Raw genomic sequence first — 26,423 nt, 5'->3', positions numbered from 1 at the left:
AGGCGCAGCGCCCCGCTCACCTCACGGCAAGGAGCGTTCCCCTGAACGACGACCACGACGACGTGACGCCCGGCAGCGGTCACGGCCCCCCGTCGCACCAGCCCGACGCGCCCGGTCCCACGTCGGGGCGGGCGGGCGCCCCCGAGGGGGAGGCCGCGCACGCCGGCGCGCACGACGGAGGGTTCGCGCCCGCCCGGATCGCCGGCCGCGCCAAGACGCGCCTCTCGTCGATGACACAGCAGGCCCGCGCGCGCCTCCAGGACCACGAGCGGCACGAGCGCTGGGACCCGGCGGAGGGTCAGGACGGCGTCCTGCCCGTCCTCGACCTGCGCGCCGAGGACCCGACGGGCCGTTCCGTGCCGGGCGGCATCAAGGAAGCCGCGGCCTGGTGCTGGCGGCTGCTGCTCATCGCGGCCACGGTCTACCTCGCAGTGCGCGTCCTCGCCTCGGTGCCGATCGTCACCGTCCCGTTCGTCGTCGCGCTCCTGCTCACCGCCGTGCTCGGGCCCGTGCAGAAGTGGCTGCACCGCTCGGTGCACATCCCGCACTCGCTCGCCGCGTTCGTCGCGCTCCTCGTGGGCGTGGCGGTCATCGGGGTCATCGGCACCTTCGTCGGCGCGCAGATCTCGGCGAACGCGCCGCGGATGGCGACCCGGTTCATCCAGTTCATCGACACGGCGAGCCACTGGCTGCGCAACGGGCCTCTGCAGGTCAGCGACGAGCAGGTGAAGACGTACGGCGACGAGATCACCGCCGCCATCAGCCGCAACCAGGAGTCGCTGGTCACCGGCGCGCTGTCCACGCTCTCGGCGCTCTCGCACGCGATCGCGGGGGCCCTGCTCCTGCTGCTGTCGACGTTCTTCCTGCTCCGCGACGGCAACGTCATCTGGGGGTGGATCCTCTCGCTGCTGCCGGCACGATCGCGGGCCCGCCTCGACCAGGTCGGCCGCTACGGCTGGCACACCCTCGGCGGCTACATGCGCGGCCAGACGATCATCGCGGCGCTGCACGCGAGCACGATCTTCGTCGTCCTCTTCCTGCTCGACGTGCCGATGGCGGTCGCCCTCTCGGTGCTCATCTTCGTCGGCTCGTACGTCCCGCTGCTCGGCATGACGGTGACCGGCGCCTTCTGCATCGTCGTCAGCCTCATCGAGCACGGCCCGGGCGCCGCCCTCGTCGTCGGCATCACGATCGTCGTGCTCGTCCAGCTCGAGGCGCACCTGCTGCAGCCGCTCATCATGGCCCGCAACGTCGAGGTGCACCCGCTGGGCGTCGCGATCTCCGTGCTCGCCGGCACCGCCATCGGCGGGATCGCGGGCGCCCTCTTCGCGGTGCCGCTCGTCGCCTTCCTCAACGCGACCGTCCGGGCGGCCCACATGCCGCTCGGCGCGCCGGCCACCGTCCCCGGGCCGTCTGCCGGCGTCGACCCGCACGCCCAGGGGACCCCGGCGACGGCCGACGCGTCCGAGACGCGTGCCGCGGAGCCGGGGCGGGAGTCGGCGCGGACCGCGCCCCGACGCGGCGGGGCGAGCGCGATCCCCGGGTCCTGATCGGCGGCGACCGCGCACCCGCCTCGGACGCCGGCCCGCGCCACCCCCCGAACCTACGACCGCGCCGCGCGACCCGAGGACCGGGTGGCGCGGCGCGCGTCGTGGTGGGCAGGACCGCGGTGATGGGCGGCGGGCCGCCGGGCCACCCCGGGTAGGGGCGGGCGGCGGGCCCAGTCCGACGCCCCCGATCGGGAACGTCGTCCGTGTGATCACCAGTGAAGAGCACGACCGTCGGAGTGCGCAATCACCATCCGCGACGTTGGTCGGAATGACCACGCAGAGTGGTCCGAGGAGGCGAGGATGGTCACGACGACCGCCTCCGGTGAAAGGACGGGCCATGCCCGATCGTGATCTGCGCCTCGATGCCATCGACCGCACCCTGCTCCTCGCCCTCGACGACGACCCCCGCGCCACCGTCCTTCTCCTGGCGCAGAAGACGGGGCTCGCGCGCGGCACGGTCCAGTCGCGGCTCGAGCGTTACCGCGCGAACGGGATGCTCCGCCTCGCCAGCACCCGCATCCCCCCGGCGCTGCTCGGCCGGGGTCTCGCCGCCAGCGTCGCCGCCGAGCTCGACCAGCACCTGCTCGACGAGGCCATCGCCGGGGTGCGGCGCATCCCCGAGGTGCTCGAGTGCTTCGCGCCGGCCGGCATGACCGACCTCCTGTGCCGCGTCGTCGCCCGCGACCCCGAGGACCTCTACCGCGTGAGCGAGGAGATCCGCCTCTGCCCCGGCATCCTGCGCACGTCGACGTCGATGTTCCTGCGCGAGGTCATCCCCTATCGGATCGACGCCCTGCTCCGCGCCGACGCGTGAGGCCCCGGCGGACTCAGCCTCCGCCCCGCGCGTCGAGACGGGCGACGAGCCGCCGCCCCGCGGTCTCGCGGAACGACGCCTCGACGAGCTCGGCGACCTCGCGCCAGGTCTCGTCGACACCGACAGCGCCCAGGTCCAGCCCCACCCAGCCGCTCGGGCCGAGGTAGGCGGGGACATAGCACCGGGGGTCCTCGAGGAGCGCGAGCCGCTCGGCGGGATCCGGCCTGACCACGACGGAACGGTCGTGACGCTCGTACTCCCCGCCCACCTTGATCGACCCGCCGTAATAGGCGAACACCTTCGCGGTGAAGAACGCCGGATGCCCGTGGCTGATCTTCTCGGCCGCCCCGGGCAGGGCGAGCGCGATGTCGCGCAGGCGGCCCAGCACGGGGTCGGCGTCGTCGAACATGATCGGGTGGGCCACGCCGTCAGGGTAGGGCGCCCGACGCGAGCCCACGAGCGCGTTCACCGCGGCTCGCGCTCACCTCCGTTCACCGCTATGAGCTGTCCGTCGCGTTCACTCCGGCTCGCACGCTCACCTCCGTTCACCGCTCAAAGCTCTCTGTCGCGTTCACTCCGGCTCGCACGCTCACCTCCGTTCACCGCTCAGAGTGATCGCTCTGAGTGATCACCCATGAGTGATCCGGTACCGGACGAACGCCGGCACCGCCAGGGCCGCGATCAGCGTGCCGACGACGACGAGGACGCCGCCACCGGCCGAGGCGGCGGCGGTCCCGACCGCGACGGCCGCGGCCCCGTGTGCGACGTCCGCGATCCGCGGGCCGCCCGCGACGACGACGATGAACACGCCTTGCAACCGGCCGCGGACCGCGTCCGTGGCCGCCGTCTGCAGCATGCTCACGCGGAACGCGGCGGAGGCCATGTCGGCGGCGCCGCCGAGCATGAGCATCGCGGCCGCGACGACGAGCCACGCCGTCATCGCCCCGCTCCCCGCCCCCGCGGCGAACCCGACCGCCACACCGAAGCCGATCATGGCGACGCCCCACACGACGATGGACGCGATGACCGCAAGCCCCTGCCGCTGCACCCGCGACACCCACCCCGAGAAGACGCCGCCGAGGACGGCGCCCGCCGGGATGGCGGCGAAGAGGACCGCGAAGGCGAGGCCGCCCTCGGGCGGACCCGCGAAGCTCTCGTGCGCGATCTGCGGGAACAGGGCCCGCGGCATCCCGAAGACCATGGCGATGATGTCGACGAGGAAGCTCATGAGCAGCACGGGGTGGCCGCGCAGGTAGGCGAGCCCGTCGACCACGGACCGCAGCCCCGGCGACGACGTGGCCCCCTCGACGGGCAGCGACGGGAGGGCGAGCACGGCCCACAGTGTCGCGAGCAGCGTGATCGTGTCGACGAGGTAGAGCCACGACAGGCCGAGGACGGGGATGAGCGCGCCCGCGACGAGCGGCCCGGCGATGCCGCCCGCCTGCATGACCGTCATGTTGAGCGAGTTGCCGGCGGGGAGCTGATCGGCGGGCAGGAGCTTCGGCAGGATCGCGCTGCGCACCGGCTGGTTGACGGCGAAGAACGCCTGCTGCACGGCGAACAGCCCGAGCAGGAGCCACACGTTGCGCAGGTCGAGCGCGGCCTGCACCCAGAACAGCGCGCTCGTGACGATGAGCCCGACCGTCGTCGCGACGAGGATGAGCCGCCGGTCCATCGCGTCGGCGAGCGATCCGCCCCACAGCCCGAACACGACGAGCGGCACGAGCCCGAACACGCCCGTCAGCCCCACGTACGCCGACGAACCGGTGTCCGCGTAGATCTGCGCCGGGACGGCGACGATCGTCAGCTGCGCCCCGATGACGGTGACGATGTTCGCGATCCACAGCCGCCGGAAGTGCGGCTCCGACAGCGGGCGCGTGTCGGCGACGTGGCGCCGCAGATCCACGGGCGGGGGCCGCGGGTCAGGCGCCGAGCCGCTGACCGGGCTCGACCCGGTCGCACAGCGCGTAGCTCGCGCCCGCGCTCAGCGCGGCGACGGACAGCACCGCCGGCCACGCCCCGATCTTCTTCGCCAGCGGGTGCGACGCCCCGAAGCCGAGCAGGTACGTCGCGCCGAGCGCGCCCGCGACGCCGGGGCCGCTCTTCGCGAGCCACGTGCGCCCGGCCCACAGCCCGGCGGCGGCGAGGACGACGCCCCCGAGCGGGCGGATCCCGGTCTCCCGGGCGGTGACGTACCCACCGACGAGGCCCACGACGACGAGGGGGGCGGTCTGGACGGTTTCGGCGCTGCGGATCGACATGACGTCGATGGTAGAAGGGCGCTTCCGACCCGCCGTCGGCGCGGCCCGCGGCATGCACCCGTGACGGATGTCAGGGGGCTGACGTGACACGCGGCCCAGGCGCGCTCACCTGGGCGTTCGTAACGTCGTGGATATGACCTCCACCAGCGCTCCCGCCGCCTCCACCATCCCCGGCATCACGGCCATCGCCACCGACGCCCTCGAGACAGCCGCGTCGGTCGACACCGGGCGCTCGTCCCATCACATCGACCGCGCGCCGGCCCCGCTGCCCGCGTCGCTGCGCGGTGGCCTACTCCTCATGGGAATCTTCACGCTCGGGTGGATGATGAACGCGGCGGCCGCGCCGCACGCGCTCCTGTCGGCGTTCGGCGGTCTCGGTCTCCTTGCCGGGGCCGCGCTCCTGCTCGGCGCCGCGTTCGTCGCGGTCCGCGAGCGTCGCATCGCCTCCGCGCTCGCGACCTCGCCGCCCGCCGCGCCGACCCCCGGCCCGGCGGGCGGCCCGACGACGACCGATCGCCGCCCCTCGATCGGACGGACGTTCGCGCTCGCCGGCGCCCTGGAGGTGGCCGGCATCGTCGCGGTGGTCGTCGCCTTCGGGCGGACCCGCCCCGAGTTCGTCATGCCGGCGGTCGCGCTCGTCGTCGCCCTGCACTTCTTCGTCTTCTACCGCGCCGACGGCGCCCGCCTGCACCTCGTCATGACGGCGATCGGCGTCGTCGTCGCGCTCGCGGGGCTGGCGCTCGCCGCCGCCGGCACCGACCCGGCCCTCGTGCGCGGGATCGTGGGCCTGGGCATGGGCGGCGTCACCCTCGGCTACGGCGCGGTGTTCGCGCTCGCCCTCGCCCGGCTCGCCCGCCGCTGACGCGGGGCACTACCGCAGGTCGGGGTGTGCGGCGAGGCCACGCCCGCCGCCGCGCATCATGTGGGCGTGGTTGGCCCGTAACGCCGGCCCCACGACGGGCGCGAGGCGCCGCAGGAGCGGCGTCGTCAGCTCCACCTCCTGCCGGTAGTCCACGACCGTCCCGGGCCCACCGGCCTGCACCTCGAACTCGGCGAACCCGTCGAGGTCGCCCTCCAGGCCCACGCGCAGCCGGCCGGCCGGGGCGCGCTCGACCTGCCGGACCAGGACGAGGCGCAGCGAGTACGGCAAGGCGCTGCGGATCGTCACCGCCACCCGCTCGGGGTCGGCCCCCGGGTGCACGGCGCGCACCTGGGGCCACCACGTCGGGTAGCCGCCGACGTCGGCGAGGACGTCGAACACCGCCGCCGGCGGCGCCGCCACGGCCCACGTGTGCCGGAACACGAACCGCGCGCTCATGCGGGCCCGCCGGCGTCGGTCGCCCGGCCCGCGACGAGGTCCTCGAGCACTCGGGCCACGCCGTCCTCGTCGTTGCCGCCGCAGCGGGCGTCGGCCGCGGCCACCGCCTCCGGATGGGCGTTCGCGACGGCGAAGGAGCGGCCGGCCCACGCCAGCATGGGGATGTCGTTGGGCATGTCCCCGAAGGCCCACACCTCCCCCGGCTCGACCCCGAGCTCGGTGCACCACCGCGCGAGGGTGGCGGCCTTGGTCACGCCGGGCGGGCCGATCTCGGCGAGCCCGATCGCGCCGGAGAACGCGACGATCCCGCGGTCGCCGACGACGCGGGTCACCCGGTCGAGGAACCGCGCGTCGGAGACCTCCGGGCACCGGGCGAGGAGCTTGCCGACGTCGGGCCCCACCTGCGCGATCGGGGCGCGGACGGTGTCGGCGGGAGGCGGGTGGACCTCGGCGTACCCCGGCTCGACGTGGAAGCCGTCGGCCCGCTCGGCGGCGAACCCGACGCCCGGCAGCGCGGCCCGCAGGTCGCGCGCCAGGGCCGCGACCGCGCCCGGCGCGAACCCGTCGACGTGGGTGACCCGCCGCGCCGCGACGTCGTAGCGGAACGCGCCGTTCGCGCAGATCGCGACGCCGTGGCCGCCGACGACGTCGGCGAGGGCGTCGAGCCAGCGCGGCGGGCGCGCCGTGACGAAGACGGTGACGATCCCCGCCTCCCACGCGGCCTCGAGGGCCGCGCGCGTCCGGGGCGTGACCGCGCCGGCGGGGTCGAGGAGGGTGCCGTCGAGATCTGTCGCGACCACCCGCGGGACGTGCGAGTTCGGCGTCGTCACCCGGCCTCCTCTCTGCGCGGGAACCGTTGCGCGAACGTGGCGTCCGGTCGGGCCCGGCCGCGGCCCCTCCGGGCGTAGCCTGCCGCGATGACCGTACGAACGGGGCGCTCCCACTCCATCACACGGACCAAGGACGTCGACACCGTCATCCACCAGAACGACGAGGGCCACGGCCCCCGCCTCACGAAACGGCTCTCCGCCACGGACCTCATGGGGTTCGGCATCGGCATCGTCATCGGCACCGGGATCTTCACCCTCACCGGCGTGGAGGCCAAGAACCACGCCGGGCCGGCGATCGTCGTGTCGTTCCTGCTCGCCGGGCTCGTGGCGATGCTCGCGGCACTCTGCTACGCCGAGCTCGCGGCCGCGGTCCCCACCGCCGGCAGCTCCTACACGTACGCCTACACGACGATCGGCGAGATCTTCGCCTGGATCATCGCCTGGGACCTCGTGCTCGAGTTCGCGCTCGGCGCCGCCGTCGTCGCCCGCGGCTGGTCGGGCTATCTCCAGGAGGCGTTCGGGCTGCCCACCCAGTTCTTCGGGGAGGAGGCCCCGGTCAACGTCGGGGCCGTCGCCATCGCCGCCGTCCTCGGTGTCGTCGCCGCCGTCGGCATCCGGGAGTCGAAGTGGGTGACGAACGTGCTCGTCGTCATCAAGGTGAGCATCTGCCTCTTCGTCATCGCCGTCGGCGCGTTCTTCGTCAAGGCCGCCAACCTCGCCCCCTTCGTCCCGCCCTCGCAGCCCATCGCGGCCGAGAACACGCCGAGCACGCTGGCGCAGCCGCTGTGGCAGTTCCTCACGGGCGTCGACCCGGCCGCGTTCGGCATCAGCGGCGTCCTCGTCGCGGCGGGCGTCGTCTTCTTCGCCTACAGCGGGTTCGAGGCGGTCGCCAACCTCGGCGAGGAGACGAAGAACCCGGGCAAGGACATGCCGCGCGGCCTCATCGGCACCCTCGTCGTCTGCACCGTGCTGTACGTCGGCGTCTGCATCGTCCTCACCGGCATGGTCAAGTACACCGCCCTCTCGGAGGGCGCCCCCATCTCCGACGCGTTCGCGCAGGTCGGGCTGGGCTGGGCGTCGATCCTCATCGGCATCGCCGCCATCGCCGGGCTGAGCTCGGTCATCCTCGTCGACATCGTCGCGATGGGGCGGATCGGGTTCGCGCTGTGCCGGGACGGGCTGCTGCCGGAGTCGATCGGGCGCATCAGCCCCCGCTTCCACACGCCCCTGCGCATCACCATCGGCACGACCGCCGTGGTCTGCGTCCTCGCCGCCTTCGTCCCGCTCGCCACGCTGGCCGAGATGGTGAGCATCGGCACGCTGTTCGCGTTCGTCGTCGTGTCCGTCGCCGTCATCGTCCTGCGCCGGACCAAGCCGAAGATGAAGCGGCCCTTCCGCACCCCGTCGGTGCCGCTACTGCCCATCGTCTCGACCGCGGCCTGCCTCGCGCTCATGGCGAGCCTCGCCGTGGACACGTGGCTGCGCTTCCTCGTCTGGCTCGTCCTCGGCCTGGCGGTGTACTTCTTCTACGGGCGCAAGCACTCCCGCCTGTCGCCCGACTCGCCGCGGCACGCGGAGGAGGAGACGGCCGGCGCGGGAGCGACGGGTTCGCTGTCGTGACCCTCGCCGGGTGACGCCGGCGGGGTCCGCGTGAGTTTTCACGACAACTGCACTGCCAATGGACCCGGCCCGCGCACCCCGACCCTCTGACCTGCATCGACGCGAACGGGCTCACCATTGCCAGTGCAGTTCGCGTGAAAACTCCCCCGCCCCGGGCCCGGCCCCCTCCCACGACGGGGCCGGGCGCGGCCGTGTCCGGGGCGCGGGCCCGCCCGGCCGGCGGGTGGGACGATGGGCCGGTGGAGCCCAGCGACCTGCGGATCTGCGCCGACGAGCTGTACGCCGCGCCGGCGTCGGAGTTCGTGGCGACCCGGACCGCGCTCGCCCGCCGTGCCCGGGAGGGCGGCCACAAGGACCTCGCCGCGGCGGTCGGTAAGCTGGCGAAGCCCAGCGTGTCCGCCGCGCTCGTCAACGGCCTCGTGCGCGAGCATCCCGACCTGGTCGGAGAGCTCGCCGACCTCGGCGACGCGATGCGCACGGCGCAGGCCAACCTCGAGGCGGCGTCGTTGGCGCAGCTCCGGCCCCGCCGGGACGAGCTGTTCGCCCGCATGCTCGACGCGGCCGCCCAGGCGGCGCGGGCCGGCGGTCGGGCCGCGTCGGCGGCGACGCTCGACGAGGTCCGCGCCACGCTCGTCGCCTCCCTCGCCGACGCCGCAGCCCAGGACGCGGTCGCGTCCGGCCACCTCACCCGCGCCATCGCCTACGCCGGGTTCGGCGAGGTCGACCTCGCCGAGGCCGTGGCCATCGAGCCCGTCGAGGCCGTCGAGCGAGGCGCCGCGGACGCGGATCCGGACGAGGGTTGTCGGGGTGAGGACCGCGGCCCGCTGCGCCGGCGCGGGATCCGGGCCGTCGGCGACGACGAGACGGCCCCCGTTCCCGACGAGGCCGACTCCGAGGCCCTCGACGCCGCGGCGCGGCGGAACGCCGATCGCGACGCCGCCGACCGCCGCCGGATCGACGCGGCCCAGCAGGCGCTCACCGACGCCGACCGCGGCTCGTCGCAGGCCCAGCTCGCCGTCGCCGAGGCCGAGCGCGACGCGGACCGGCAGCGCACGCGGGTCGACGAGCTCGCCGCGCTCCTCGACCGGGCCCGGGCGGAGGCCGACGAGGCGCAGTCGCGGCTGGACGAGGCCCGCGCGGCCGCGCAGGCCGCCCAGGCCGAGGTGGATTCCGCCCGCCGCGCCCTCGAGGCCCTCGAGGCCCTCGGACGTTGAGCGCGCCGGTCAGCTGCGGTCGCGCACGAGGCCGAGGCGCCGCGCCGCCGCCACCGCCTGCGTGCGCGAGGTGACGTCGAGCTTCGTGAACACCCGCACGAGGTGCGACTTCACGGTGGCCTCGGTGAGGAACAGCCGCGTCGCGATGTCGGCGTTCGACAGCCCATCGGAGACGAGACCGACGACCTCCGTCTCGCGGGGGGTCAGCGTCACCTGCGGACGCTGCATCCGGCCGAGCAGTCGGGCGGCCACCGCGGGGGCGAGCGCGCTCTCGCCGGCCGCGGCCGCGCGCACGGCCGCCACGAGCACCTCCGGCGGCGCGTCCTTGAGGAGGTACCCGCTGGCCCCGGCCTCGACGGCGCCGAGGATGTCGGCGTCGGTGTCGTAGTTCGTGAGGACGAGCACGGCGGGGGCGGCGGGTTCCGCCCGGATGCGGCGCGTCGCCTCCGCCCCGGTCGGGCCCGCTCCGAACTGCAGGTCCATGAGGACGACGTCGGGCGCGAGGTCGGCGGCGGCGGTCACGGCTTCCTCCGCGCTCGACGCCTGCCCGACCACCGCGAGGTCGGCCTCGCCCGCGAGCAGCGCGACGAGCCCCGCGCGGACGACGGGGTGGTCGTCCGCGACGACGATCCGGATCACGGCGCCTCTTTCGTGACGGCGGGCGGGCGGGCCGGGGTGAGCGCCGTCGTCGTCTCCGCGGGGCCCGGGCGGCGCCGACGATCGGGAGCGCCGGGCTCGGGCGCCTGCCCGAGCACCGACCGGACCACGTCGACCCGCAGTTCGCAGCCCTGCCCGGGGGCGGAGGTGACCGTCAGCGTGCCGCCGAGCCCCTCGGCACGCTCGCGGATCGCCCGCAACCCGAACGACTCGCGGGCCGAGGAGCCGGGGGCCGGGGCGGGGTCGAGGGGGTCGAAGCCGCGGCCGTCGTCGGTGACGACGAGCGACAGCCGGTCGGGGCCGCGGCGGACGATCACGGACGCCTCCCGGGCGTCGGCGTGCCGTACGACGTTGCTCATCGCCCCCTGCGCGATCCGCAGCAGCGCCGCGCTCACCTCCATCGTCTCCTCCAGCGGGTCGGGCACGTCGATCGTCACCGCGAGGCCCGCGGGCCGCCACTGGGTCCGCGCCAGCCGATCGAGGGCCCCCGCGAGCCCCCGCTCCCCGGCGAGGTCGGGCGGGGCGAGCTCGCGGATGAGGCCGCGGGTGTCGAGCAGGCTCGCGGCGGCCGTCTCGCGGGCGAGGCGCACGTGCTCGACGCCGGGGCGGGCCGGGTCGGCCCGCTCGGCGGCGTGGAGGAGGAGTTGGATGCTCGACAGGGACTGCGCGACCGTGTCGTGGATGTCGCGCGCGAGCCGCGACCGCTCGGCGAGCACCGCCTGCTCCCGCTCGGCGGCGACGAGCGCGTCCCGGGTCGAGGTGAGTTCGGCAAGAAGTCGTTCGCGCTCGGCGGACTCCACCGCGAGCGCCCGGTAGCCGAGCCCGACGAGGACGGCCACGCTCGCTCCGACGACCGGGCCGACGACGCCGCCGGTGCTCCATCCGGACCGCAGGCCGATCGCCGCGACGGCGACCGCCGTCAGCGCGGCGACGAGCACCGGCCCGCCCGCGCCGGGGAGCAGGTGCAACACGAGGAAGAACAGCGGGAAGACGAGGTAGACCCCGTCGGCCTGAGCGAGCGTGAGGACCACCCAGCCGAGCACGAGCCCCGCGAGCCAGAGGGCAGCGGCGCGGCGCCGACGGCGCGGGTCGGGAAGAGCGGCGACCCGCCCGCCCTGGGCGTAGAGCCCGGCGAAGGCGAGCGCGAGGGCTCCCACGGCGAGCCCGCGGTCGCCGTCCTGCAGCGCGGCGCGGACGACGAGCGCCAGCAGGCCCACGAGCAGCGCGTGCAGCCCCCACCGCAGGGCGGTGAAGACGGGGGTGAGCGGGGAGTGGGCCACGATTCCCCACGGTAGGCGGCCGGGCCCGCCGACGGGATCCATCGAAGGACGCAACGCCGGTTGCGTCGGAGGTGCCGCGAGGTTCACTCCCCGGCACGACGCGGCGACCGGGGTGTCCGCAGGATCGTGGACGGTGTCGGCGCGGACCTCGCAAGACGGTGGACGGGGGTCGAGCCCGGCCCATTCTCGTGTGAACCGGGCACCGTGGCGGGCTCACAGGGAGCCGGCCGGCCTCGGCGAATGCCCGGGGGTCACCGGCCGCGCGGCGTGGGCCGACGCGTCGCCCGACGCGCGGGTCCGCGGGGGAATCGGGGCTCCCGCGGACCCGTCGGGCGCGCGGGTCGGACGGCCCTCGCACCGACCTCCCGAGGCGTCGACACCCCTTCGACGCCCGCCGAAAGACCGTTCCACGAAAGGATCATCATGTTCGTCGCCTGGCGCGACCTGCGCTTCGCCCGAGGGCGGTTCGCCCTCGTGGCAGCCGTCGTCGCCCTCGTCACCCTGCTCGTCGGGTTCCTGTCGGGCCTGTCGGGCGGGCTCGCGGCCCAGAACGTCTCCGCGGTACTCGCGCTGCCCGCGGACCGCGTCGTGCTGGCACCGCCGACCGGCGGGGGCGCCGCGACGTTCGGCGAGTCGGTGCTCACACCGGCCCAGACCCGCGTCTGGCGGGACGCCGCCGGCGTCACCGCCCTGCACCCGCTCGGGCTGACCCAGGGCCGCGCGACCCACGGCGACGTCTCGAGTGCCGTCGCCGTCCTCGCCACCGACCCCGGTGTCGACCCCGACGGGCCGGCCCGGGACGGGCGGGTCACCCTGTCCGAGGACGCCGCGACGGCGTTGGGCGCCACCGCCGGCGCGACCGTGCGGATCGCCGGCCGCGACCTCCGCGTCGACGCCGTCACCGGACCGTCCTGGTACAGCCACACCCCGGTCGTGCGCGCCACGCTCGCCGACTGGCGCGCCCTCGCCCCCACCCCCGACGCCGTGACAGGTCTGCTCGTGCGCGGCGACACCGCCGCCGACGCCGCCGACGCCGCCGCCGGCACAGCGTCCGCCTCGCCGCTGGGCAGCCTGCGCTTCCTGCCCACGTTCCGCTCCGAGATCGGCTCACTCGCGCTCATCGTCGCGCTCCTCTTCGGGGTGTCCGCGCTCGTCGTCGGCGCGTTCTTCACCGTGTGGACGATGCAGCGGCGCGGCGACGTCGCCGTCCTCGCGGCCCTCGGGGCGTCCCGTCGGGCGCTCGTGCGCGACGCCCTCGGCCAGGCGTGCGTCGTCCTGCTCGGCGGGGTCGGCCTCGGTCTGCTCGTCGTCGTCGCCGCGGGCGCGGCCGCGGGCACCGCGTTGCCGTTCGTCCTCTCCCCCGCGACGACCCTCCTGCCGGGCGCGCTCCTCGTGCTGCTCGGCCTGGGCGGCGCGGCCGCCGCCGTCCGCACCGTCACCACCGTCGACCCCCTCACCGCCCTCGGGAGCCACCGATGATCACCCTGCACGACCTCGTCCTCACCTACCCCGACGGCGACCGACGCCTCACGGCCGTCGACCACGTGTCGCTGTCCGTCGAGCCCGGCGTCGTCGTCGGCGTCACCGGGCCGAGCGGGTCCGGCAAGTCGAGCCTGCTCGCGCTGGCCGCCACCCTCGTCCGGCCCGACTCCGGGCGCGTCGTCGTGGGCGGCGTCGACGCCACCGCTCTGTCGGCCGACGACGCGGCCGCCCTGCGCCGCGAGCGCATCGGCATCGTCTTCCAGCAGGCCAACCTCCTGCCGTCCCTGACCGCGCGCGAGCAGCTCCAGGTCATGGCCGAACTGGCCGGGCCCGCCTCCCGCTCGGCCCGGGCGGCGGCCCCCACGCGGGCGGACGAGCTGCTCGGCGCCGTGGGACTGGCCGACCTGCGGCACCGGCGCCCGCACGAACTGTCGGGCGGGCAGCGGCAACGCGTGGGCGTCGCGCGGGCGCTGATGAACGACCCGAGCGCCCTGCTCGTCGACGAGCCGACCAGCGCCCTCGACTCGGAGCGTGGCGCGGAGGTCGTCGACCTCGTCGTGCGCCTGACCCGCGAGCTGCGGACAGCGACGATCCTCGTCACGCACGACCTCCAGCACCTCCCCCGTCTCGACCGCGTCGTGCGACTCGTGGACGGGCGGGTGACCGCCGCGGACGCCCCTGCCCACGCGGTTCCCGTCAGCACCTAGCCTGGCGGGATGGTCCGGGTCCTCGTCGTCGCCGATGAGGTGGAGCAGTCCTTCTACGGGCGCCGGCTCGAGCGGATCCGGCCCGACGTCGTGCTCGGGGCGGGCGACCTGAGCTGGGGGTACCTCGAGTTCATTGCCTCCAGCGTCGACGCCCCGTTCCTCTTCGTGCCCGGCAACCACGACCCGCAGGTCCCGGCGGCGCAGCGGTCGTGGCGGGACTGGCTCTCCTCCGACGGTCGCCCGACCGCCGACCCTCGCCCCCACGGCGCCCGCAACGTCGACCTCGACGTCGTCGAGGCGGCCGGTCTGCGGATCGCCGGCCTCGGCGGCTGCGTGCGGTATCGCCCCGGCCCGAACCAGTACAGCCAGCGCGAGTACGCCGCGCGCGGCCGCAGGCTCGTCCGCCGCGCACGCCAGGTGGCGCGGAAGGCCCCGGGAGGCATCGACATCCTGCTCACGCACGCCCCGCCGAAGGGCTGCGGCGACGGCGACGACCGTCCCCACGAGGGCATCGAGGCGCTGCACGACGTCGCCGGCGCCCTGTCCCCCCGCCTGCTCCTGCACGGGCACATCCACCCGTACGGGCAGGCCATGCCCGACCGGACCCTCGGGACGACGACCGTCCGCAATGTCATCCCCTACCGGGTCATCGACGTCTGAGCGCGATCAGGTCCCCGGATCCGGCCTCGCGAGGCTCCTGCTCGAGCGTCACCCGGGACGAAGAACCGCACGGACGACATCGAGGGGCCGTCGCCGCCACCCCCGAGGCGGTGACCTGCGCAGATGGATCGGGGCCTCCGCCCCATGTCGTCCGAACGGTTCTTCGATCGCCGGCTGCCGTCAGGGTCGATCGAAGCGGGCGGGCGCGATGACGCGCCCCGGGCGTTCGGCCCGCTTCGTCGGGGGCACGTCCTGCCCGGCCCGTCTCGCGCAACGGGCTCGGCCGGCCCGGAGTCCCGCCGACCTACCCTGGAAGGCAAGGACGACGACCGACGACGCCCGAGCGCACCCGCGACGAACGAGGACGACGACACCGACGACCGCACGAGAAGGACGCGACATGCCCACCGACACCGGGTCACCCCGCGCCGACGCCGAGGCCGACTTCCTGCGGGCCCGGCGCAAGCAGCGCCTCGCCACGCTGGGCGGTCGACTGCGCGGGCGCGATCGCGAGACGCTCGCCCTCGACGAGGTCATCGCCGCCGTCGGCACGCGCGGCGAGCGCTCGCTGGGCCTGCAGATGATCCCGCTCGAGAAGATCGTCGGCAGCGTGGACCGGGCCCGCGACTTCGACCCCGACTTCCTGCCCACCTCGGGCCGCAGCCGCAGCCGATGGGAGCGCCTCGCGGAGGGCGTGCGGCGCGGGGCCGACCTGCCGCCGATCGACGTCTACCAGGTGGGCGAGCGCTACTTCGTCCGCGACGGCCACCACCGCGTGTCGGTGAAACGGGCGCTCGGCGACACCCTCATCGAGGCCGACGTCACGAAGATCCTCACGAAGATCGACCCCGGCGACGTCGTCGACCGCGCCGACCTGCGGGCCCGCGAGCTGCGCCGCATCTTCCTCGAACGCATCCCGCTCGACCGGCTCGCCCAGCGCGAGGTCGAGTGCACCGACCCGTGGACCTACCCCGCCCTGGCGGAGATGGTCGAGGCGTGGGCCGCCCGCCTCATGTTCCGCGACCGCGCCGCGCTCTCGGCCGCGGAGGCCTCGACCCGCTGGTACGCGGAGGAGTTCACGCCCGTCACCGAGATGATCCTCGGCGCCGACCTCGCCGTGCCGGGCGAGACGCCCGCCGACGCCTACCTGCGGATCGCCCACGACCGCTACTCCCTCGTCCGCGCGCACATCTGGACCGACGAGGTGTTCGACCAGCTCAAGGAGGTCCACCGCGCGCGGCCCTCGACCACGCCGATCGAGCGCCCCCGGGCCTGAGCCCGGCGCCCAGCCCCGCGGCCGCGCACGGCCCTGTCCGCCCAGCGACCACCGACCGACGCCGAACGGCCCGGCACCGCCACCCCTGAGGGGACGGTGCCGGGCCGTTCGCGTGGGCGACGAGGGGGCCGGAGGGTCAGCGACCCGTGCCGGCGTTCGCGGCGCTCTGGGAGTCGCCGCCGACGAGGTTGCGGCCCGACTCGGCGTCGAAGATGTGCAGCTTGTCGGTGTTGTACCAGAGCTCGACGTTGTCACCCTGCCGAATCCGCGCGGTGGGGTCGAGGCGCGCCGTCATGGCCGTGCCGTCGGTGTGCAGGTCGTTGCCCGTGTCCTTCGCGAGATCGTCCAACTCGGCGGAGCTCGCCACGTCGCCCCGGAGGGTGAAGTAGGCGTACAGATCCGAGCCCATCGACTCGACGACGTCGATCGGGGCGCTGAACCGCCCGCCGGGCTTGTCGCCGTTGATCCGGGCGTCCTCGAAGTCCTCCGGACGGACGCCGAGGATGACGTCACGAGAGCCGTTGCCGCGCTCGAGGGCCTGCCGGATGCGGTCGGGCAGGCGGGCCTCGCCGAGGGCGCTGACGATGCCGTCGCCCTCGAGGCGCCCCGGGACGAAGTTCATCGACGGGCTGCCGATGAACCCGGCCACGAACAGGTTCGCAGGGTGGTCGTACAGGTGCTGCGGCGAGCCGATCTGCTGGACGATGCCGCCCCGCATGACGACGACGCGGTCGCCGAGCGTCATGGCCTCGGTCTGGTCGTGCGTCACGTACAGGGTCGTCGTGCCCAGCGTCTTCTGGATCCGGGACACCTGCGTGCGCATCTGCACCCGCAGCTTCGCGTCGAGGTTGGACAGCGGCTCGTCCATGAGGAACGCCTTCGGCTGACGCACGATGGCACGGCCCATGGCGACCCGCTGACGCTGCCCACCCGAGAGGTTGCTCGGCTTGCGGTCGAGGTGCTGGGTGAGCTCCAGCATCTCTGCGGCCTCGTGCACCTTCTTCTGGATCGTCGACTTGTCGACCTTGGCGAGCTTGAGCGGGAAGCCCATGTTCTCGCCGACGGTCATGTGCGGGTACAGCGCGTAGGACTGGAACACCATCGCGATGTCGCGGTCCTTGGGCGCCTTGTCGTTGACGACCTGCCCGTCGATGCGCAGTTCGCCCTGCGTGATGTCCTCGAGCCCGGCGACCATGTTCAGGGTCGTCGACTTACCGCAACCGGACGGGCCCACCAGGATGATGAACTCGCCGTCGGCGATCTCGAGGTTGAAGTTGTCCACGGCCAAGGCACCGTCGGGGTAGCGCTTGACCACGTTGTCGAGAACGATCTCGGCCATTGTGTGCTCCTAAATCCAGTGGTGGTGGGCTCAGCCCTTGACGGCGCCGGACGTGAGGCCGGCCACGATGCGCCGCTGGAAGAGCAGCACGAAGATGACGATGGGGATGGTGATGACGACCGCGGCCGCCGCGATGGGGCCGGTCGGCTTCTCGAACGTCGTCGCACCCTGGAAGTACGACATCGCCGCGGGCACGGTCCGGGCCGCCGACGTCGACGTGAGCGACAGGGCGAAGAGGAAGTCGTTCCAGCAGGAGATGAAGACGAGGATCGCCGTCGTGAACACGCCGGGCATCGCGAGCGGAGCGATGACCTGACGGAACGCCTGGAACGGGGTGGCACCGTCCATCTTGGCCGCCTTCTCAAGCTCCCACGGGATCTCGCGGAAGAACGCCGACAGGGTGTAGATGGCCAGCGGCATCGCGAACGTGATGTACGGGATGATGAGGCCGAGCCACGTGTCGAAGATGCCGACCGCCGTCTCGATCCGGAACAGCGGCGTGACGAGGGCGATCTGGGGGAACATCGACACCATCAGCGACATGCCGACGATGATCTTCTTGCCCGGGAACTGCAGCCGCGCCACGGCGTAGGCCGCGAACGTGCCGAGCAGGAGCGCGATGAACGTCGCGATGAGACAGATGCCGATCGAGTTGATGAGCGCCCGCGTGAAGTCGTTGTTCGCGAAGATCTGCTGGTACGACTCGAAGGTGATCGACCGCGGGAAGTAGTTGCCGTCGTTGAGGGTCGCGGAGTCCTTGAGTGACAACGAGATGATCCAGAAGACGGGGATGAAGGCGTACAGCAGGACGATGAGGTCGATGACCAACCACATCAACTTGGACTTGCCGGTCTCGTTCTGCATGTCTTACCGCCTTCCACCCTCGTCGGACCCCGGCGCCGCAGCCCCGAACAGCTTGGTGAACACGACCGCGATGATCGCGATGGTGATGAAGATCAGCACCGACATCGTCGAGCCGATCCCGAGGTTGAGCCCTCGGATGAGGTTGTTGTACGCCACCATCGACACCGACGACGTCTCGTTGGCCCCGGACGTGAGCACGAAGATGTTGTCGAAGACGCGGAAGGCGTCGAGGGTTCGGAAGAGAACCGCGACGAGGATCGACGGCATGACGAGCGGGACGGTGATCATCCAGAACCGCTGCCAGGCCGACCCGCCGTCCATCGCGGCGGCCTTGTGCAGATCCTCGGGGACGAGGGCCAGGCCGGCCATGAGGAGCAGGGCCATGAACGGCACCGTCTTCCACACCTCGGCGAGAATGATGATCGCGATCGACGACCACCGATCCGTCAACGGGGCCGAACTGCCGGCGAGCCAGCCCAGGTCCTGCGACCAGGCGAATCGCCAGGAGAACGCTGCGACCACCGTGACGATGGCATAGGGCACGAGCGCGGACGTCCGGACGAGGCCGCGCCCGATGATCGTGCGGTGCATGACGATCGCGAGGAGCATGCCGAGAACCAGCTCGAGGATCACGCTGACGACGGTGATGAAGGCCGTCACCCCGAAGGCGGTCCACCAGATGGGGCTGCTCAGCACGGTGACGTAGTTCGACAGGCCGACGAACTCGTTCTGGTCCGGCGTACGCAGGTCGGCCCGGAACAGGCTCAGCCAGAACGCGTAGGCGATCGGGTAGGCCATGACGGCGACCATGACGAGGGCCGCCGGCGCGCAGAGCATCATGCCGAGCTTGGCCTCGGCTTTCTTGCCCTCGCTGGCCCGCTTGCGAGCGATGGCGACCGCTTCTTCGTCGGCGTCGTGCCCGCCGCCGGCGGGCCTGCTCAGATCCGCTTGGGTGCTCACGGCAGGATCCCCTTTCCGTCGATGGCCTGCTGGATCTTCTCCTGCAGCTCCTGCGCGTCGGCCTGCGGGTTGATCGACCCGGGCGGGGACAGCGTGGAGGAGATGATGGTCGAGATGTTCTGGTAGAGCGGGGTCACGGGACGCGGAGATGCGTTCTGCAACTCCTTGAGCATCTCGTCGGCCATGGGGTACACCTTCTGCATCTCCGGCGTCTTGTAGAGCGCCTCGAGCACGGCCGGCTCACCCGACGCGGTCGAATGCATGAGCTGGTGCTTCTCGTCTCGCATGCACATGGCAGCCTCGTAGGCCTCCTGCGGATGCTTGCTGTACTGACTGATCGCGAAGTTCATGCCACCCAGGGTGACCTTGGGCTCTTCACCCGCCTTGATGGTCGGCATCGGCGCAAAGCCCAGGTCCTTCTGCACTTCCGGGCTGGCCTCACCCATGGCCGCATACACGTACGGCCAGTTGACCGAGAAGGCCGACTGCCCGTTCTGCAGCTCGGCGAAGATCTCGGGCTCCTGGTTGTTCGACAGCGACGCGCTCGTGACGCCCGACGAAGCGACCTTCTTCATCATGGCCAGGGCCTCGACCGTCTTATCGCCGACCGTGGCCTGAGTCGAGTCCTCGTTGACGACGGTCGCGCCGTACATGTTGAGGAAGTTGTTGATGTTGACGACGTAGCCCTCGTACTGACCACCGGTGATGCCGATCTGGTAGGTCTTCTGACCGTCGGCCTTGAGCTTCTGCGCCATCTGGATCATCTCGTCCCACGTCTTCGGTGGCGTGGGGACGAGCGACTTGCGGTACCACAGAAGCTGCACGTTGGTGTGCTTCGGGATCGCGTACATCTTGTCCTGCCACATCGCCGTCTCGACGGCGGGCTTCAGGACACCGGCGGTCGCCGCCTGGGTCTGCTGCTGATCGAGCTCTCGGATCCACTTCGCCTCGGCGAACTCGGCGGTCCACGTGACGTCCATGCCGAGGAGGTCCATTCCGGCGTCCTTCGCCGCGAGGCGGCGTACGAGCTGCTCTCGCTGCCCGTCGGCGTCGCTCGGCGTGAGGTTGCCGACGATCGTGTACTTGCCGCCGGCCGCCGCGTTGCACTCGGCGATGATCTTCTCGAAGCCGGACTGACTCGCCCCTCCGTAGAGGTTGATCACTGTTCCCTCGGGGCCGGACGCGCAGGCGGACAGGCCGCCGACGAGCGCCGCCGAGACGGCGCAGGCCACCCCCCAACGCGCGCGGCGCCGCCTTCGGGTCGAACGGTCGTGTGATGCGGCCGCCGTCTCTCTTGCTGCCATCGGCCCTCCTTTGGGCTGGGTGGTCCGTCACGCGTGCACTCCGAGGTCCCGTGCGGAGTACGGCCGGAGCCGTTCGGGTGCACGCCTCGTCGGCACATCCTGCCCCATGGCCGCGCAAAACTGGACGCACTCCCCGCATCGATTGGGTCTCAGCTGGGAACGGGTCGCAATCACACGGATCCGGGCTTCGTACGGGCCGCGCATGAGGGTCGACCCGATCGGGAAAGGAGAGGGCATGCCGACGACGTCAGAAAAGACCCCCGGGGACACGGACGAGAGGGCGCACAACGCACCCGACAAGGGGGCGTTCGAGCGCGACACCCGTTACATCACCGACCGCATCACGGCCGACGCCGCCCCGGGTGACCCGACCGGGCCGCGCGTGGGCGAGATGACGTGGCCCGTCGAGGCCGGCCGGTACCGCCTCGTGGCCGCCCGGGCGTGTCCGTGGGCGCACCGCACCGTCATCGTCCGGCGCCTCCTCGGCCTCGAGGACGCGATCTCGCTCGGCCTCGCGGCCCCCACCCACGACGTGCGCTCGTGGAACTTCGGCCTCGACCCCGGCGGCACCGACCCCGTCCTGGGCATCGAGCGGCTGCAGCAGGCGTACTTCGCCCGCGTGCCCGACTACCCGCGCGGCATCACCGTCCCCGCGATCGTCGACGTGCCCACGGGCCAGGTCGTCACCAACGACTTCGCGCAGATCACCCTCGACCTCGGCAGCGAGTGGCGCGAGTTCCACCGCGACGGCGCCCCCGACCTCTACCCCGAGGCGCTGCGCGCGGAGATCGACGCCGTGAACCGCGAGGTCTACACCGAGATCAACAACGGGGTCTACCGGTGCGGCTTCGCCGGGGACCAGGAGTCGTACGACGCGGCGTACGAGCGGCTGTGGGCCGCCCTGGACCGGCTCGAGGAGCGGCTCACCGACCGCCGCTACCTCGTCGGCGACACGATCACCGAGGCCGACGTGCGCCTGTACCCGACCCTCGTCCGGTTCGACCCCGTCTACCACGGCCACTTCAAGTGCAACCGGAGCAAGCTCTCCGAGATGCCGGCCCTGTGGGGGTACCTCAGGGACCTGTACCAGACCCCCGGGTTCGGCGACACGACCGACGTCTCGCAGATCAAGGAGCACTACTACGTCGTGCACCACGAGCTGAACCCGCGCGGGATCGTCCCCGACGGCCCCGACCTGGCGGGCCTGAAGACCCCCCACGGCCGCGAGCGTCTCGGGGGTCGACCCTTCGGCGACGGCACCCCGCCCGGGCCGGTCCCCGCCGGCGAACGCGTCACCGGCTGACACTTCCCGGCCTCGGGGCGCCACCCGCCCGGCCGCAGCCGTGGGCCCACCGACCGTGGATGCACCGCCGAGAAGACACCGAGCAGAGCAGCACCGAAGGGACGACTCGTGACAGCCCATCCCACCCTGGTCCAGACCGTGCTCGACGCCCGCGACCCGCGCGAGCTCGCCGAGTTCTATCGCGAACTGCTGGGGATGACCTACCGCCCCGGCGACGAGCCCGAGCACGGCGAGAAGGACTGGCTCGTCCTGCGCTCGGAGCACGGCCCGCAGCTCGCGTTCCAGCGCGACGAGGACCTACGCGCCACGACGTGGCCGGAGGGTGACGTGCCGCAGCAATTCCACCTCGACGCCGCGGTGCCGGACGTCGAGGCCCTCGAGCGCCAGCGCGACCGCGCCCTGGCCCTCGGCGCCCGCCTCCTGCTCGACCGCAGCGACGACCCGGAGGAGCCGGTGTACGTCGTCGCCGACCCCGCCGGCCACCCCTTGTGCCTCTTCGTGCCCTGACGCGTCCCGGCCCCGGGGGCCCGGCGTCGTCGACCTCGTCGGCGGCGGTCACGCGCACGCGCGCCCCGCGGTCGGATCGACCGCGGGGCGCGTTGTGGTGCGGGGGTGTCAGCGGGTGGCGTCCCCGTCCGGGTCGTCCCGCTCGTCCGCCCGCGGGTCGACCCGGTCCTGCGGGCCGTCGCCGCCCCCGCGCGGCTCGTCGGACGCGCCGCGCTCGGCGGGGGCACCGTCGGCGAGCAGCCGATAGAGCGATCGCCGGGTCTCGACGAGCAGCTCGGTCGCCGCGCGGACGAGCTCCGGGTCGCCGGTCTGCGTCACGGCCTGGTTCGCGGTGGCCACCTGGGCGAAGGCGCCCCACAGCTCCTTGACCGGGGCGCGGCGGCCGTCGTCGGCGGTGTCCTGCTCCTCGAACTCCCACGGCTTCGGGCCGGTCGCGGCCTCGACCTCCGCGCGGCCGGCGTCGGTGAGGCGGAACGCCTTGCGACCGCCCTCCTCGACCGGCTCGACGAGCCCCTCGTCCTCGAGCTGCGCGAGGGCCGGGTAGATGGCGCCGGGGCTCGGCTTCCAGGCCCCGCCGGTGCGCTCGTCGAGCGCCTGGATGATCTGATAGCCGTTCATCGGCCCCTCCGCGATGAGGTGGAGCGCCGCCAGGCGCACCTCGCCGCGCCGGGCCCGTCCACCGCGCCGGCCCCGGCCCGGGCCCCCACCGAACGGCCCACCCGGACCGAAGGGACCCTCGGGTCCGAACGGTCCACCGGGACCGAAGGGGCCGTTCGGACCGAACACCCCGTTCGGGCCGAACGGGCCGTCGAAGCCGCGCCCTCCGTGGCCACCCGGCCCACCTCGACCGCCGTGACCCCGGTGGCCCTCACGGCCCTCACGACCGTCCGCCGGGTCTGTCTCGTCGGCCCACCGGCCCCGACCGCGCCCGTGCTCCCGGCCGCGCTCGTGGGCCGTGCCGCGCCCGGCCTCACCCTTGGGACCGCACCCGCGGCCCGCGCCGCGCCCCCCGGTCCGGTCGAAGACCTGGTCGAGGACCTCCTCGATGGCCCGCTCGACCCCTCGGCCGCGCCCCGGTCCGGGCCCGCCGTCGCGAGGTCCGCGGTCCCAGCCACTCATGTCTGCTGCGTACGTCATGTCGTTCTCCTGACTCTGGGACGCCGGGTCCGCCGGCGCCTCCGTGGTGAGGCCGGGAGATCGGCCCCCTCGCTGCCACTCCAGCATCGTCGACTATCGACGACATGTCAACGATATATCTAGATGTTCTCGCATGCTTGACGTCCGACGTCACGGCGCCGAGGCTTCCGGCATGACGCGTGAGCCCCTCCCCGACGCCCTCGACCGCGTGCGCACCGCCCTCGCCGCCCACGGACTGTGCGACCGCCTCGTCGAGTTGCCGGGCGACGTCCCCACCGCCGCCGATGCGGCGCGCGAGCTGGGCTGCGACGTGGGCGCCATCGCCAACAGCCTCGTCTTCCGGGCCGGTGACGAGCCCGTCCTCGTCATTGCGAGCGGCGCGCACCGGGTCGACGTCCGCGCGGCGGCGGCTCACCTCGGCGTCCGGAAGCTCTCGCGAGCCGACCCCGACTTCGTCCTTGCGGCGACCGGTCAGGTCGTCGGGGGCTGCGCGCCCGTCGGCCATCCCGCGCCGATCCGCACCCTCGTCGACGCCGACCTCGCCGCCCATGCGAAGGTCTGGGCCGGCGGCGGCGTCAAGCACGCGATGTTCCACACGACCCACGACGAGCTGCTCGCCCTCACCGGCGGGCCCAGCGTCGAGGTGGGCGCCTGAGGGTGCGTCGTGCCCCGCGCCGGGCGGTGCCGGGCGCAGGGCTGCGGCGGGTCGCGACGGCGCCGAACACGGCGGCCTCGACCCCTTGTCCGCGCCGCTTCACCGGCCCTAAGCTGAACGGGTCTGGTGCGCATAGTGAATCGAGTTGCGTGATGAGCAACGCTCTGCCGACGACCGCCACGCGTCGTCTCCTCGAAGGTGCCCGCTACGAGGTGCTGCCCACGGCGACCATCGCCGACAAGATCTACGCCGCGGTGCCGAAGGACATCACGCTCACGGTCACCGCCTCGCCGGCGAAGGGACTGAGCGGGACCCTCGACCTCGCCGAGCAGCTCGCGCGCGAGGGATACGACGTCGTGCCCCACCTCGCGGCCCGGATGATCTCGGGGCCCGACGAGCTGCGCGACATCGTCGCGCGGGTGAGCGAGGTGGGCATCCGCAAGGTGTTCGTGCCGGCGGGCGACGCCCCCGAGCCCGCGGGCGAGTTCCACGCCTCCATCGACCTGCTCGAGGCGCTCACGGCGATGGGCCGGCCCTTCGAGCACGTGGGGATCACCGGCTACCCCGAGTCGCACCCGACGATCGACGACGACGTCACCATCCAGGCGATGTGGGAGAAGCGGCGCCACGCCACCCACGTCGTCTCGAACATGACGTTCGACGCCGAGGCAGTCGCCCTGTGGATCGAGCGCATGCGCCGACGCGGCATGAACCTGCCCGTCCTCGTGGGCGTGCCCGGCCCCGTCGAGCCGACGAAGCTGCTCGGCATGGCGACGAAGATCGGCGTCGGCGAATCGATCCGCTTCCTCAAGAAGCAGCGCAAGGTCTTCGCCCGCATCGCGACGCCCGGCTTCACGACCGACAAGTTCGTGGCCCGCGTGGCGGCCCTCTCGGCCAACGACTCCCTGGCCGTCGCCGGGCTGCACCTCTACACCTTCAACCAGGTCGACGTCGTCGAGTCCTGGCGGCGCCGTACGCTGGACGAGCTCTCCACCCTGACGACCTGAGGACTCCCCCGTGACCGACGCCCGCCCCAACCGCTTCGCCACCCTTCTCGACGGCCGCCCGCCCGTCTTCGACGGGGGCTACGGCTGGCTCCTGCAGGAGCGCGGGCTCCCGGCGGGCGACTGCGCGGAGGGCTGGAACCTCGACCGGCCCGACGAGATCGGCGCGCTGCACGAGGAGTACGCGGCCGCCGGCGCGACCGTCCTGACGACGAACACCTTCGGCGGCACCGCCCCCCGCCTGGCGATGCACGGCCTCGAGGACCGCGTCGAGGAGGCCAACCGCGCCGGGGCGCAGATCGCCCGACGGGTGGCCGACGCGCACGGCATCCTCGTCGCCGGCGACATCGGCCCGAGCGGCGAGCTGCTCGAGCCGATGGGCACGCTCACCCCGCAGGGCGCCCAGGACCTGTTCGAGGCCCAGCTGCGCGGCCTCGTCGCCGGCGGGATCGACCTCGTGCTCATCGAGACCATGAGCGACCTCGACGAGACCTGCGCCGCGATCCGCGCCGCCCAGACGGTGGCCCCCGAGCTGCCCGTCGTCGCGACGATGAGCTTCGACACGAACCTCCGCACGATGATGGGCGTCACCCCCGCGGCCGCGGCCACCCGCCTCGCCGCGGCCGGCGCCGACGTCGTGGGCGCCAACTGCGGCCGCGGCCCCGACGAGATGTCGACCATCGCCGACCAGCTCCTCGCCGCGCGCCCCGAGGGGGTCCTCGTGCTCACCCAGTCCAACGCGGGCCTGCCCGAGCTCGAGGGCGCCGACTTCGTCTACACCGTCGGCCCCGACGAGCTCGCCGCCCACGCCGCCGACCTGCACGGACGCGGCGTCGACGTCGTCGGCGCCTGCTGCGGCTCCTCCCCGGCCCACATCGCCGCGATCGCGAAGGCGACCGCCGCCTGACGGACGGTCTCGTCCCCACCCCCCGGGTCGGGCCCGCATCGTGAGATGTCACGTCGTACCGCCCCCGCTCGAGGAGTGGCGGTCCCTCGTGTCATCTCACGATGCGGCGGCGGGGGGTCGGGGGTCGTCGGGGTCCAGGAGGTCTGCCATGGCCTCGTCCAGGCGGCTCGTGCCCGTGACCACGACCTGCAGGGGCAGGCCCATGCGGTCGGCGGCGCGCTGCGCGGCCTCGCGGCGGGCGGGCGTCGGTTCCTGGGCGAGCCAGACGACGCGCGTGTAGTGCCCGAAGTAGTCGTCGCGCAGCTCCGGGTAGCGGTCCAGGCCCAGCTCGCGCACCACCGTGCGCTCGAAGGACTCCACGAGGAAGTCCGTGAAGACGTACGTGCCGGGCTCCGCCTCGAAGGTCGCCTCCATCTGCGGCGCCCCCGCGAGGAGGTCGTAGCAGTGCAGGCCCGCGAGGCGGCGCACGCCGCGGCGCTCGCACAGCTCGTCGATCGCCCCGTACGTGCCGCAGTCGGCGTACCCGATCGCGAACCGGTCGTAGCGCCCGGCGAGCTCGTCGAGGAGGTGCTCGGCCTCCCCGGCGATCCGCTCGGGGTGGTTGTGCAGCAGCGGCGGCAGCGGGTGGACGTCGATGGGCCATCCGTGACGCGCCGCCGCCTGCGCCGCCGGTCTCGCGATCGCCCCGCAGGCGACGAGGGCGATCCGCCCCGGCCGCGCCGCGGGGCTCGGCACGGGGCCCGACGCCGGGCTCGGCACGGGAAACGGCACGAG

The 26,423-nt window shown here is 73.4% G+C and carries 27 protein-coding genes; 14 read left to right on the top strand and 13 right to left on the bottom strand.

All coding sequences use genetic code 11. From position 1 onward, the window contains the following. Positions 1–62 precede the first annotated feature (62 nt). Both ICW24_RS15955 and ICW24_RS15950 read left to right on the top strand, forming a co-directional pair. Positions 63–1,550: an AI-2E family transporter gene (locus tag ICW24_RS15955; protein WP_226346717.1), complete on the top strand. Its 1,488-nt coding sequence runs from the start codon at positions 63–65 to the stop codon at positions 1,548–1,550. Between the two features lie 337 nt (positions 1,551–1,887). Beyond that, on the top strand, positions 1,888–2,364 hold the full coding sequence (locus tag ICW24_RS15950) for an Lrp/AsnC family transcriptional regulator (RefSeq protein WP_226346716.1): 477 nt from the start codon (positions 1,888–1,890) through the stop codon (positions 2,362–2,364). Positions 2,365–2,377: 13 nt separating this feature from the next. Here ICW24_RS15950 and ICW24_RS15945 read toward each other — a convergent pair whose 3' ends face one another. The 3 genes from ICW24_RS15945 to ICW24_RS15935 all read right to left on the bottom strand — a co-directional run bounded on the left by ICW24_RS15945 (position 2,378) and on the right by ICW24_RS15935 (position 4,625). Continuing rightward, a complete protein-coding gene (locus ICW24_RS15945; protein ID WP_372360858.1) occupies positions 2,378–2,788 on the bottom strand; it encodes an MmcQ/YjbR family DNA-binding protein in 411 nt (136 codons plus the stop codon). A 204-nt stretch (positions 2,789–2,992) separates the two neighbouring features. Continuing rightward, entirely contained in the window at positions 2,993–4,270 is a 1,278-nt protein-coding gene (locus ICW24_RS15940) for an MFS transporter (RefSeq protein ID WP_226346715.1), read from the bottom strand. A gap of 16 nt (positions 4,271–4,286) precedes the next feature. Then, positions 4,287–4,625: a hypothetical protein gene (locus tag ICW24_RS15935; protein WP_226346714.1), complete on the bottom strand. Its 339-nt coding sequence runs from the start codon at positions 4,623–4,625 to the stop codon at positions 4,287–4,289. Between the two features lie 133 nt (positions 4,626–4,758). Here ICW24_RS15935 and ICW24_RS15930 point away from each other — a divergent pair, with 133 nt between their 5' ends. Beyond that, the gene (locus ICW24_RS15930) at positions 4,759–5,487 is read left to right on the top strand and encodes a hypothetical protein (protein ID WP_226346713.1); all 729 of its coding nucleotides are present in this window, start codon (positions 4,759–4,761) and stop codon (positions 5,485–5,487) included. A gap of 9 nt (positions 5,488–5,496) precedes the next feature. Here the strand turns inward: ICW24_RS15930 and ICW24_RS15925 are convergent, their stop codons facing one another. Together ICW24_RS15925 and ICW24_RS15920 are read right to left on the bottom strand one after the other, a co-directional pair. Beyond that, positions 5,497–5,943, bottom strand: coding sequence for an SRPBCC family protein (locus ICW24_RS15925; protein WP_226346712.1), 447 nt, complete (start codon positions 5,941–5,943; stop codon positions 5,497–5,499). Next, positions 5,940–6,773 (bottom strand): HAD family hydrolase, encoded by an 834-nt coding sequence (locus tag ICW24_RS15920; protein WP_226346711.1) that lies wholly within the window; start codon positions 6,771–6,773, stop codon positions 5,940–5,942. Before ICW24_RS15920 ends, ICW24_RS15925 begins: the two co-directional genes overlap by 4 nt. A gap of 87 nt (positions 6,774–6,860) precedes the next feature. On the opposite strand from ICW24_RS15920, the gene ICW24_RS15915 reads away from it, so the two are divergent. Both ICW24_RS15915 and ICW24_RS15910 read left to right on the top strand, forming a co-directional pair. Beyond that, positions 6,861–8,393 carry an APC family permease gene (locus tag ICW24_RS15915; protein ID WP_226346710.1) on the top strand — a complete coding sequence of 511 codons (1,533 nt, stop codon included), beginning with the start codon at positions 6,861–6,863 and terminating at the stop codon, positions 8,391–8,393. 239 nt (positions 8,394–8,632) lie between these two features. Next, complete coding sequence (locus ICW24_RS15910; RefSeq protein ID WP_226346709.1) at positions 8,633–9,607, top strand: hypothetical protein; 975 nt, start codon at positions 8,633–8,635, stop codon at positions 9,605–9,607. Positions 9,608–9,616: 9 nt separating this feature from the next. Here the strand turns inward: ICW24_RS15910 and ICW24_RS15905 are convergent, their stop codons facing one another. Together ICW24_RS15905 and ICW24_RS15900 are read right to left on the bottom strand one after the other, a co-directional pair. Continuing rightward, the gene (locus tag ICW24_RS15905; RefSeq protein WP_226346708.1) at positions 9,617–10,246 is read right to left on the bottom strand and encodes a response regulator transcription factor; all 630 of its coding nucleotides are present in this window, start codon (positions 10,244–10,246) and stop codon (positions 9,617–9,619) included. After that, positions 10,243–11,544: a sensor histidine kinase gene (locus tag ICW24_RS15900; protein ID WP_226346707.1), complete on the bottom strand. Its 1,302-nt coding sequence runs from the start codon at positions 11,542–11,544 to the stop codon at positions 10,243–10,245. Before ICW24_RS15900 ends, ICW24_RS15905 begins: the two co-directional genes overlap by 4 nt. Before the next feature lie 423 nt (positions 11,545–11,967). Here ICW24_RS15900 and ICW24_RS15895 point away from each other — a divergent pair, with 423 nt between their 5' ends. From ICW24_RS15895 to ICW24_RS15880, 4 genes are all read left to right on the top strand, one after another. Continuing rightward, on the top strand, positions 11,968–13,023 hold the full coding sequence (locus ICW24_RS15895) for an FtsX-like permease family protein (protein WP_226346706.1): 1,056 nt from the start codon (positions 11,968–11,970) through the stop codon (positions 13,021–13,023). Beyond that, the gene (locus ICW24_RS15890) at positions 13,020–13,733 is read left to right on the top strand and encodes an ABC transporter ATP-binding protein (RefSeq protein ID WP_226346705.1); all 714 of its coding nucleotides are present in this window, start codon (positions 13,020–13,022) and stop codon (positions 13,731–13,733) included. The genes ICW24_RS15895 and ICW24_RS15890 overlap by 4 nt, the downstream gene beginning before the upstream one ends. 9 nt (positions 13,734–13,742) lie before the next feature. After that, entirely contained in the window at positions 13,743–14,393 is a 651-nt protein-coding gene (locus ICW24_RS15885; RefSeq protein ID WP_226346704.1) for a metallophosphoesterase family protein, read from the top strand. Between the two features lie 400 nt (positions 14,394–14,793). Continuing rightward, the gene (locus ICW24_RS15880) at positions 14,794–15,669 is read left to right on the top strand and encodes a hypothetical protein (RefSeq protein WP_226346703.1); all 876 of its coding nucleotides are present in this window, start codon (positions 14,794–14,796) and stop codon (positions 15,667–15,669) included. A 136-nt stretch (positions 15,670–15,805) separates the two neighbouring features. Here ICW24_RS15880 and ICW24_RS15875 read toward each other — a convergent pair whose 3' ends face one another. Genes ICW24_RS15875 through ICW24_RS15860 form a run of 4 tightly spaced genes read right to left on the bottom strand, consistent with a single transcriptional unit; the run spans position 15,806 to position 20,064 of the window. Continuing rightward, the gene (locus tag ICW24_RS15875) at positions 15,806–17,008 is read right to left on the bottom strand and encodes an ABC transporter ATP-binding protein (RefSeq protein WP_226346702.1); all 1,203 of its coding nucleotides are present in this window, start codon (positions 17,006–17,008) and stop codon (positions 15,806–15,808) included. A gap of 30 nt (positions 17,009–17,038) precedes the next feature. Continuing rightward, positions 17,039–17,872 (bottom strand): carbohydrate ABC transporter permease, encoded by an 834-nt coding sequence (locus ICW24_RS15870; RefSeq protein WP_226346701.1) that lies wholly within the window; start codon positions 17,870–17,872, stop codon positions 17,039–17,041. 3 nt (positions 17,873–17,875) lie between these two features. Further along, positions 17,876–18,832, bottom strand: coding sequence for a carbohydrate ABC transporter permease (locus ICW24_RS15865; RefSeq protein ID WP_307781362.1), 957 nt, complete (start codon positions 18,830–18,832; stop codon positions 17,876–17,878). Then, entirely contained in the window at positions 18,829–20,064 is a 1,236-nt protein-coding gene (locus ICW24_RS15860) for an ABC transporter substrate-binding protein (RefSeq protein WP_226346700.1), read from the bottom strand. The genes ICW24_RS15865 and ICW24_RS15860 overlap by 4 nt, the downstream gene beginning before the upstream one ends. A gap of 307 nt (positions 20,065–20,371) precedes the next feature. Between ICW24_RS15860 and ICW24_RS15855 the strand changes: the two genes are divergently transcribed. Both ICW24_RS15855 and ICW24_RS15850 read left to right on the top strand, forming a co-directional pair. Then, positions 20,372–21,439: a glutathione S-transferase family protein gene (locus tag ICW24_RS15855; RefSeq protein ID WP_226346699.1), complete on the top strand. Its 1,068-nt coding sequence runs from the start codon at positions 20,372–20,374 to the stop codon at positions 21,437–21,439. Positions 21,440–21,547: 108 nt separating this feature from the next. Beyond that, positions 21,548–21,946: a VOC family protein gene (locus tag ICW24_RS15850; protein ID WP_226346698.1), complete on the top strand. Its 399-nt coding sequence runs from the start codon at positions 21,548–21,550 to the stop codon at positions 21,944–21,946. A 108-nt stretch (positions 21,947–22,054) separates the two neighbouring features. Here the strand turns inward: ICW24_RS15850 and ICW24_RS15845 are convergent, their stop codons facing one another. Further along, entirely contained in the window at positions 22,055–23,065 is a 1,011-nt protein-coding gene (locus ICW24_RS15845; protein ID WP_226346776.1) for a PadR family transcriptional regulator, read from the bottom strand. A 190-nt stretch (positions 23,066–23,255) separates the two neighbouring features. Here ICW24_RS15845 and ICW24_RS15840 point away from each other — a divergent pair, with 190 nt between their 5' ends. The 3 genes from ICW24_RS15840 (at position 23,256) to ICW24_RS15830 (ending at position 25,649) form a co-directional block, all read left to right on the top strand. Then, positions 23,256–23,738, top strand: a complete 483-nt coding sequence (locus ICW24_RS15840; RefSeq protein WP_226346697.1) for a YbaK/EbsC family protein — start codon at positions 23,256–23,258, stop codon at positions 23,736–23,738. A gap of 152 nt (positions 23,739–23,890) precedes the next feature. Next, complete coding sequence (locus ICW24_RS15835; protein WP_226346696.1) at positions 23,891–24,745, top strand: methylenetetrahydrofolate reductase; 855 nt, start codon at positions 23,891–23,893, stop codon at positions 24,743–24,745. Positions 24,746–24,755: 10 nt separating this feature from the next. Continuing rightward, a complete protein-coding gene (locus tag ICW24_RS15830) occupies positions 24,756–25,649 on the top strand; it encodes a homocysteine S-methyltransferase family protein (protein ID WP_226346695.1) in 894 nt (297 codons plus the stop codon). Positions 25,650–25,745: 96 nt separating this feature from the next. Here ICW24_RS15830 and ICW24_RS15825 read toward each other — a convergent pair whose 3' ends face one another. Next, entirely contained in the window at positions 25,746–26,384 is a 639-nt protein-coding gene (locus tag ICW24_RS15825) for a DUF1638 domain-containing protein (RefSeq protein WP_226346694.1), read from the bottom strand. Positions 26,385–26,423 lie beyond the last annotated feature (39 nt).

Source organism: Agilicoccus flavus (assembly GCF_014857905.1).
In the GTDB taxonomy this organism is placed as follows: Bacteria; Actinomycetota; Actinomycetes; order Actinomycetales; family Dermatophilaceae; genus Agilicoccus; species Agilicoccus flavus.
The sequence above is the reverse complement of the archived record's forward strand: the minus strand, read 5'-3'. Positions and strand labels throughout refer to the sequence as shown.

What these genes read in the sequence shown, in the direction of transcription:
- ICW24_RS15835 (WP_226346696.1), top strand. Translation starts at nt 23,891, where the DNA reads ATGAGCAACGCTCTGCCGACGACCGCCACGCGTCGTCTCCTCGAAGGT.
- ICW24_RS15935 (WP_226346714.1), bottom strand. Translation starts at nt 4,625, where the DNA reads ATGTCGATCCGCAGCGCCGAAACCGTCCAGACCGCCCCCCTCGTCGTC.
- ICW24_RS15870 (WP_226346701.1), bottom strand. Translation starts at nt 17,872, where the DNA reads ATGCAGAACGAGACCGGCAAGTCCAAGTTGATGTGGTTGGTCATCGAC.
- ICW24_RS15885 (WP_226346704.1), top strand. Translation starts at nt 13,743, where the DNA reads ATGGTCCGGGTCCTCGTCGTCGCCGATGAGGTGGAGCAGTCCTTCTAC.
- ICW24_RS15925 (WP_226346712.1), bottom strand. Translation starts at nt 5,943, where the DNA reads ATGAGCGCGCGGTTCGTGTTCCGGCACACGTGGGCCGTGGCGGCGCCG.
- ICW24_RS15890 (WP_226346705.1), top strand. Translation starts at nt 13,020, where the DNA reads ATGATCACCCTGCACGACCTCGTCCTCACCTACCCCGACGGCGACCGA.
- ICW24_RS15875 (WP_226346702.1), bottom strand. Translation starts at nt 17,008, where the DNA reads ATGGCCGAGATCGTTCTCGACAACGTGGTCAAGCGCTACCCCGACGGT.
- ICW24_RS15895 (WP_226346706.1), top strand. Translation starts at nt 11,968, where the DNA reads ATGTTCGTCGCCTGGCGCGACCTGCGCTTCGCCCGAGGGCGGTTCGCC.
- ICW24_RS15880 (WP_226346703.1), top strand. Translation starts at nt 14,794, where the DNA reads ATGCCCACCGACACCGGGTCACCCCGCGCCGACGCCGAGGCCGACTTC.
- ICW24_RS15855 (WP_226346699.1), top strand. Translation starts at nt 20,372, where the DNA reads ATGCCGACGACGTCAGAAAAGACCCCCGGGGACACGGACGAGAGGGCG.
- ICW24_RS15930 (WP_226346713.1), top strand. Translation starts at nt 4,759, where the DNA reads ATGACCTCCACCAGCGCTCCCGCCGCCTCCACCATCCCCGGCATCACG.
- ICW24_RS15840 (WP_226346697.1), top strand. Translation starts at nt 23,256, where the DNA reads ATGACGCGTGAGCCCCTCCCCGACGCCCTCGACCGCGTGCGCACCGCC.
- ICW24_RS15950 (WP_226346716.1), top strand. Translation starts at nt 1,888, where the DNA reads ATGCCCGATCGTGATCTGCGCCTCGATGCCATCGACCGCACCCTGCTC.
- ICW24_RS15915 (WP_226346710.1), top strand. Translation starts at nt 6,861, where the DNA reads ATGACCGTACGAACGGGGCGCTCCCACTCCATCACACGGACCAAGGAC.
- ICW24_RS15845 (WP_226346776.1), bottom strand. Translation starts at nt 23,065, where the DNA reads ATGAGTGGCTGGGACCGCGGACCTCGCGACGGCGGGCCCGGACCGGGG.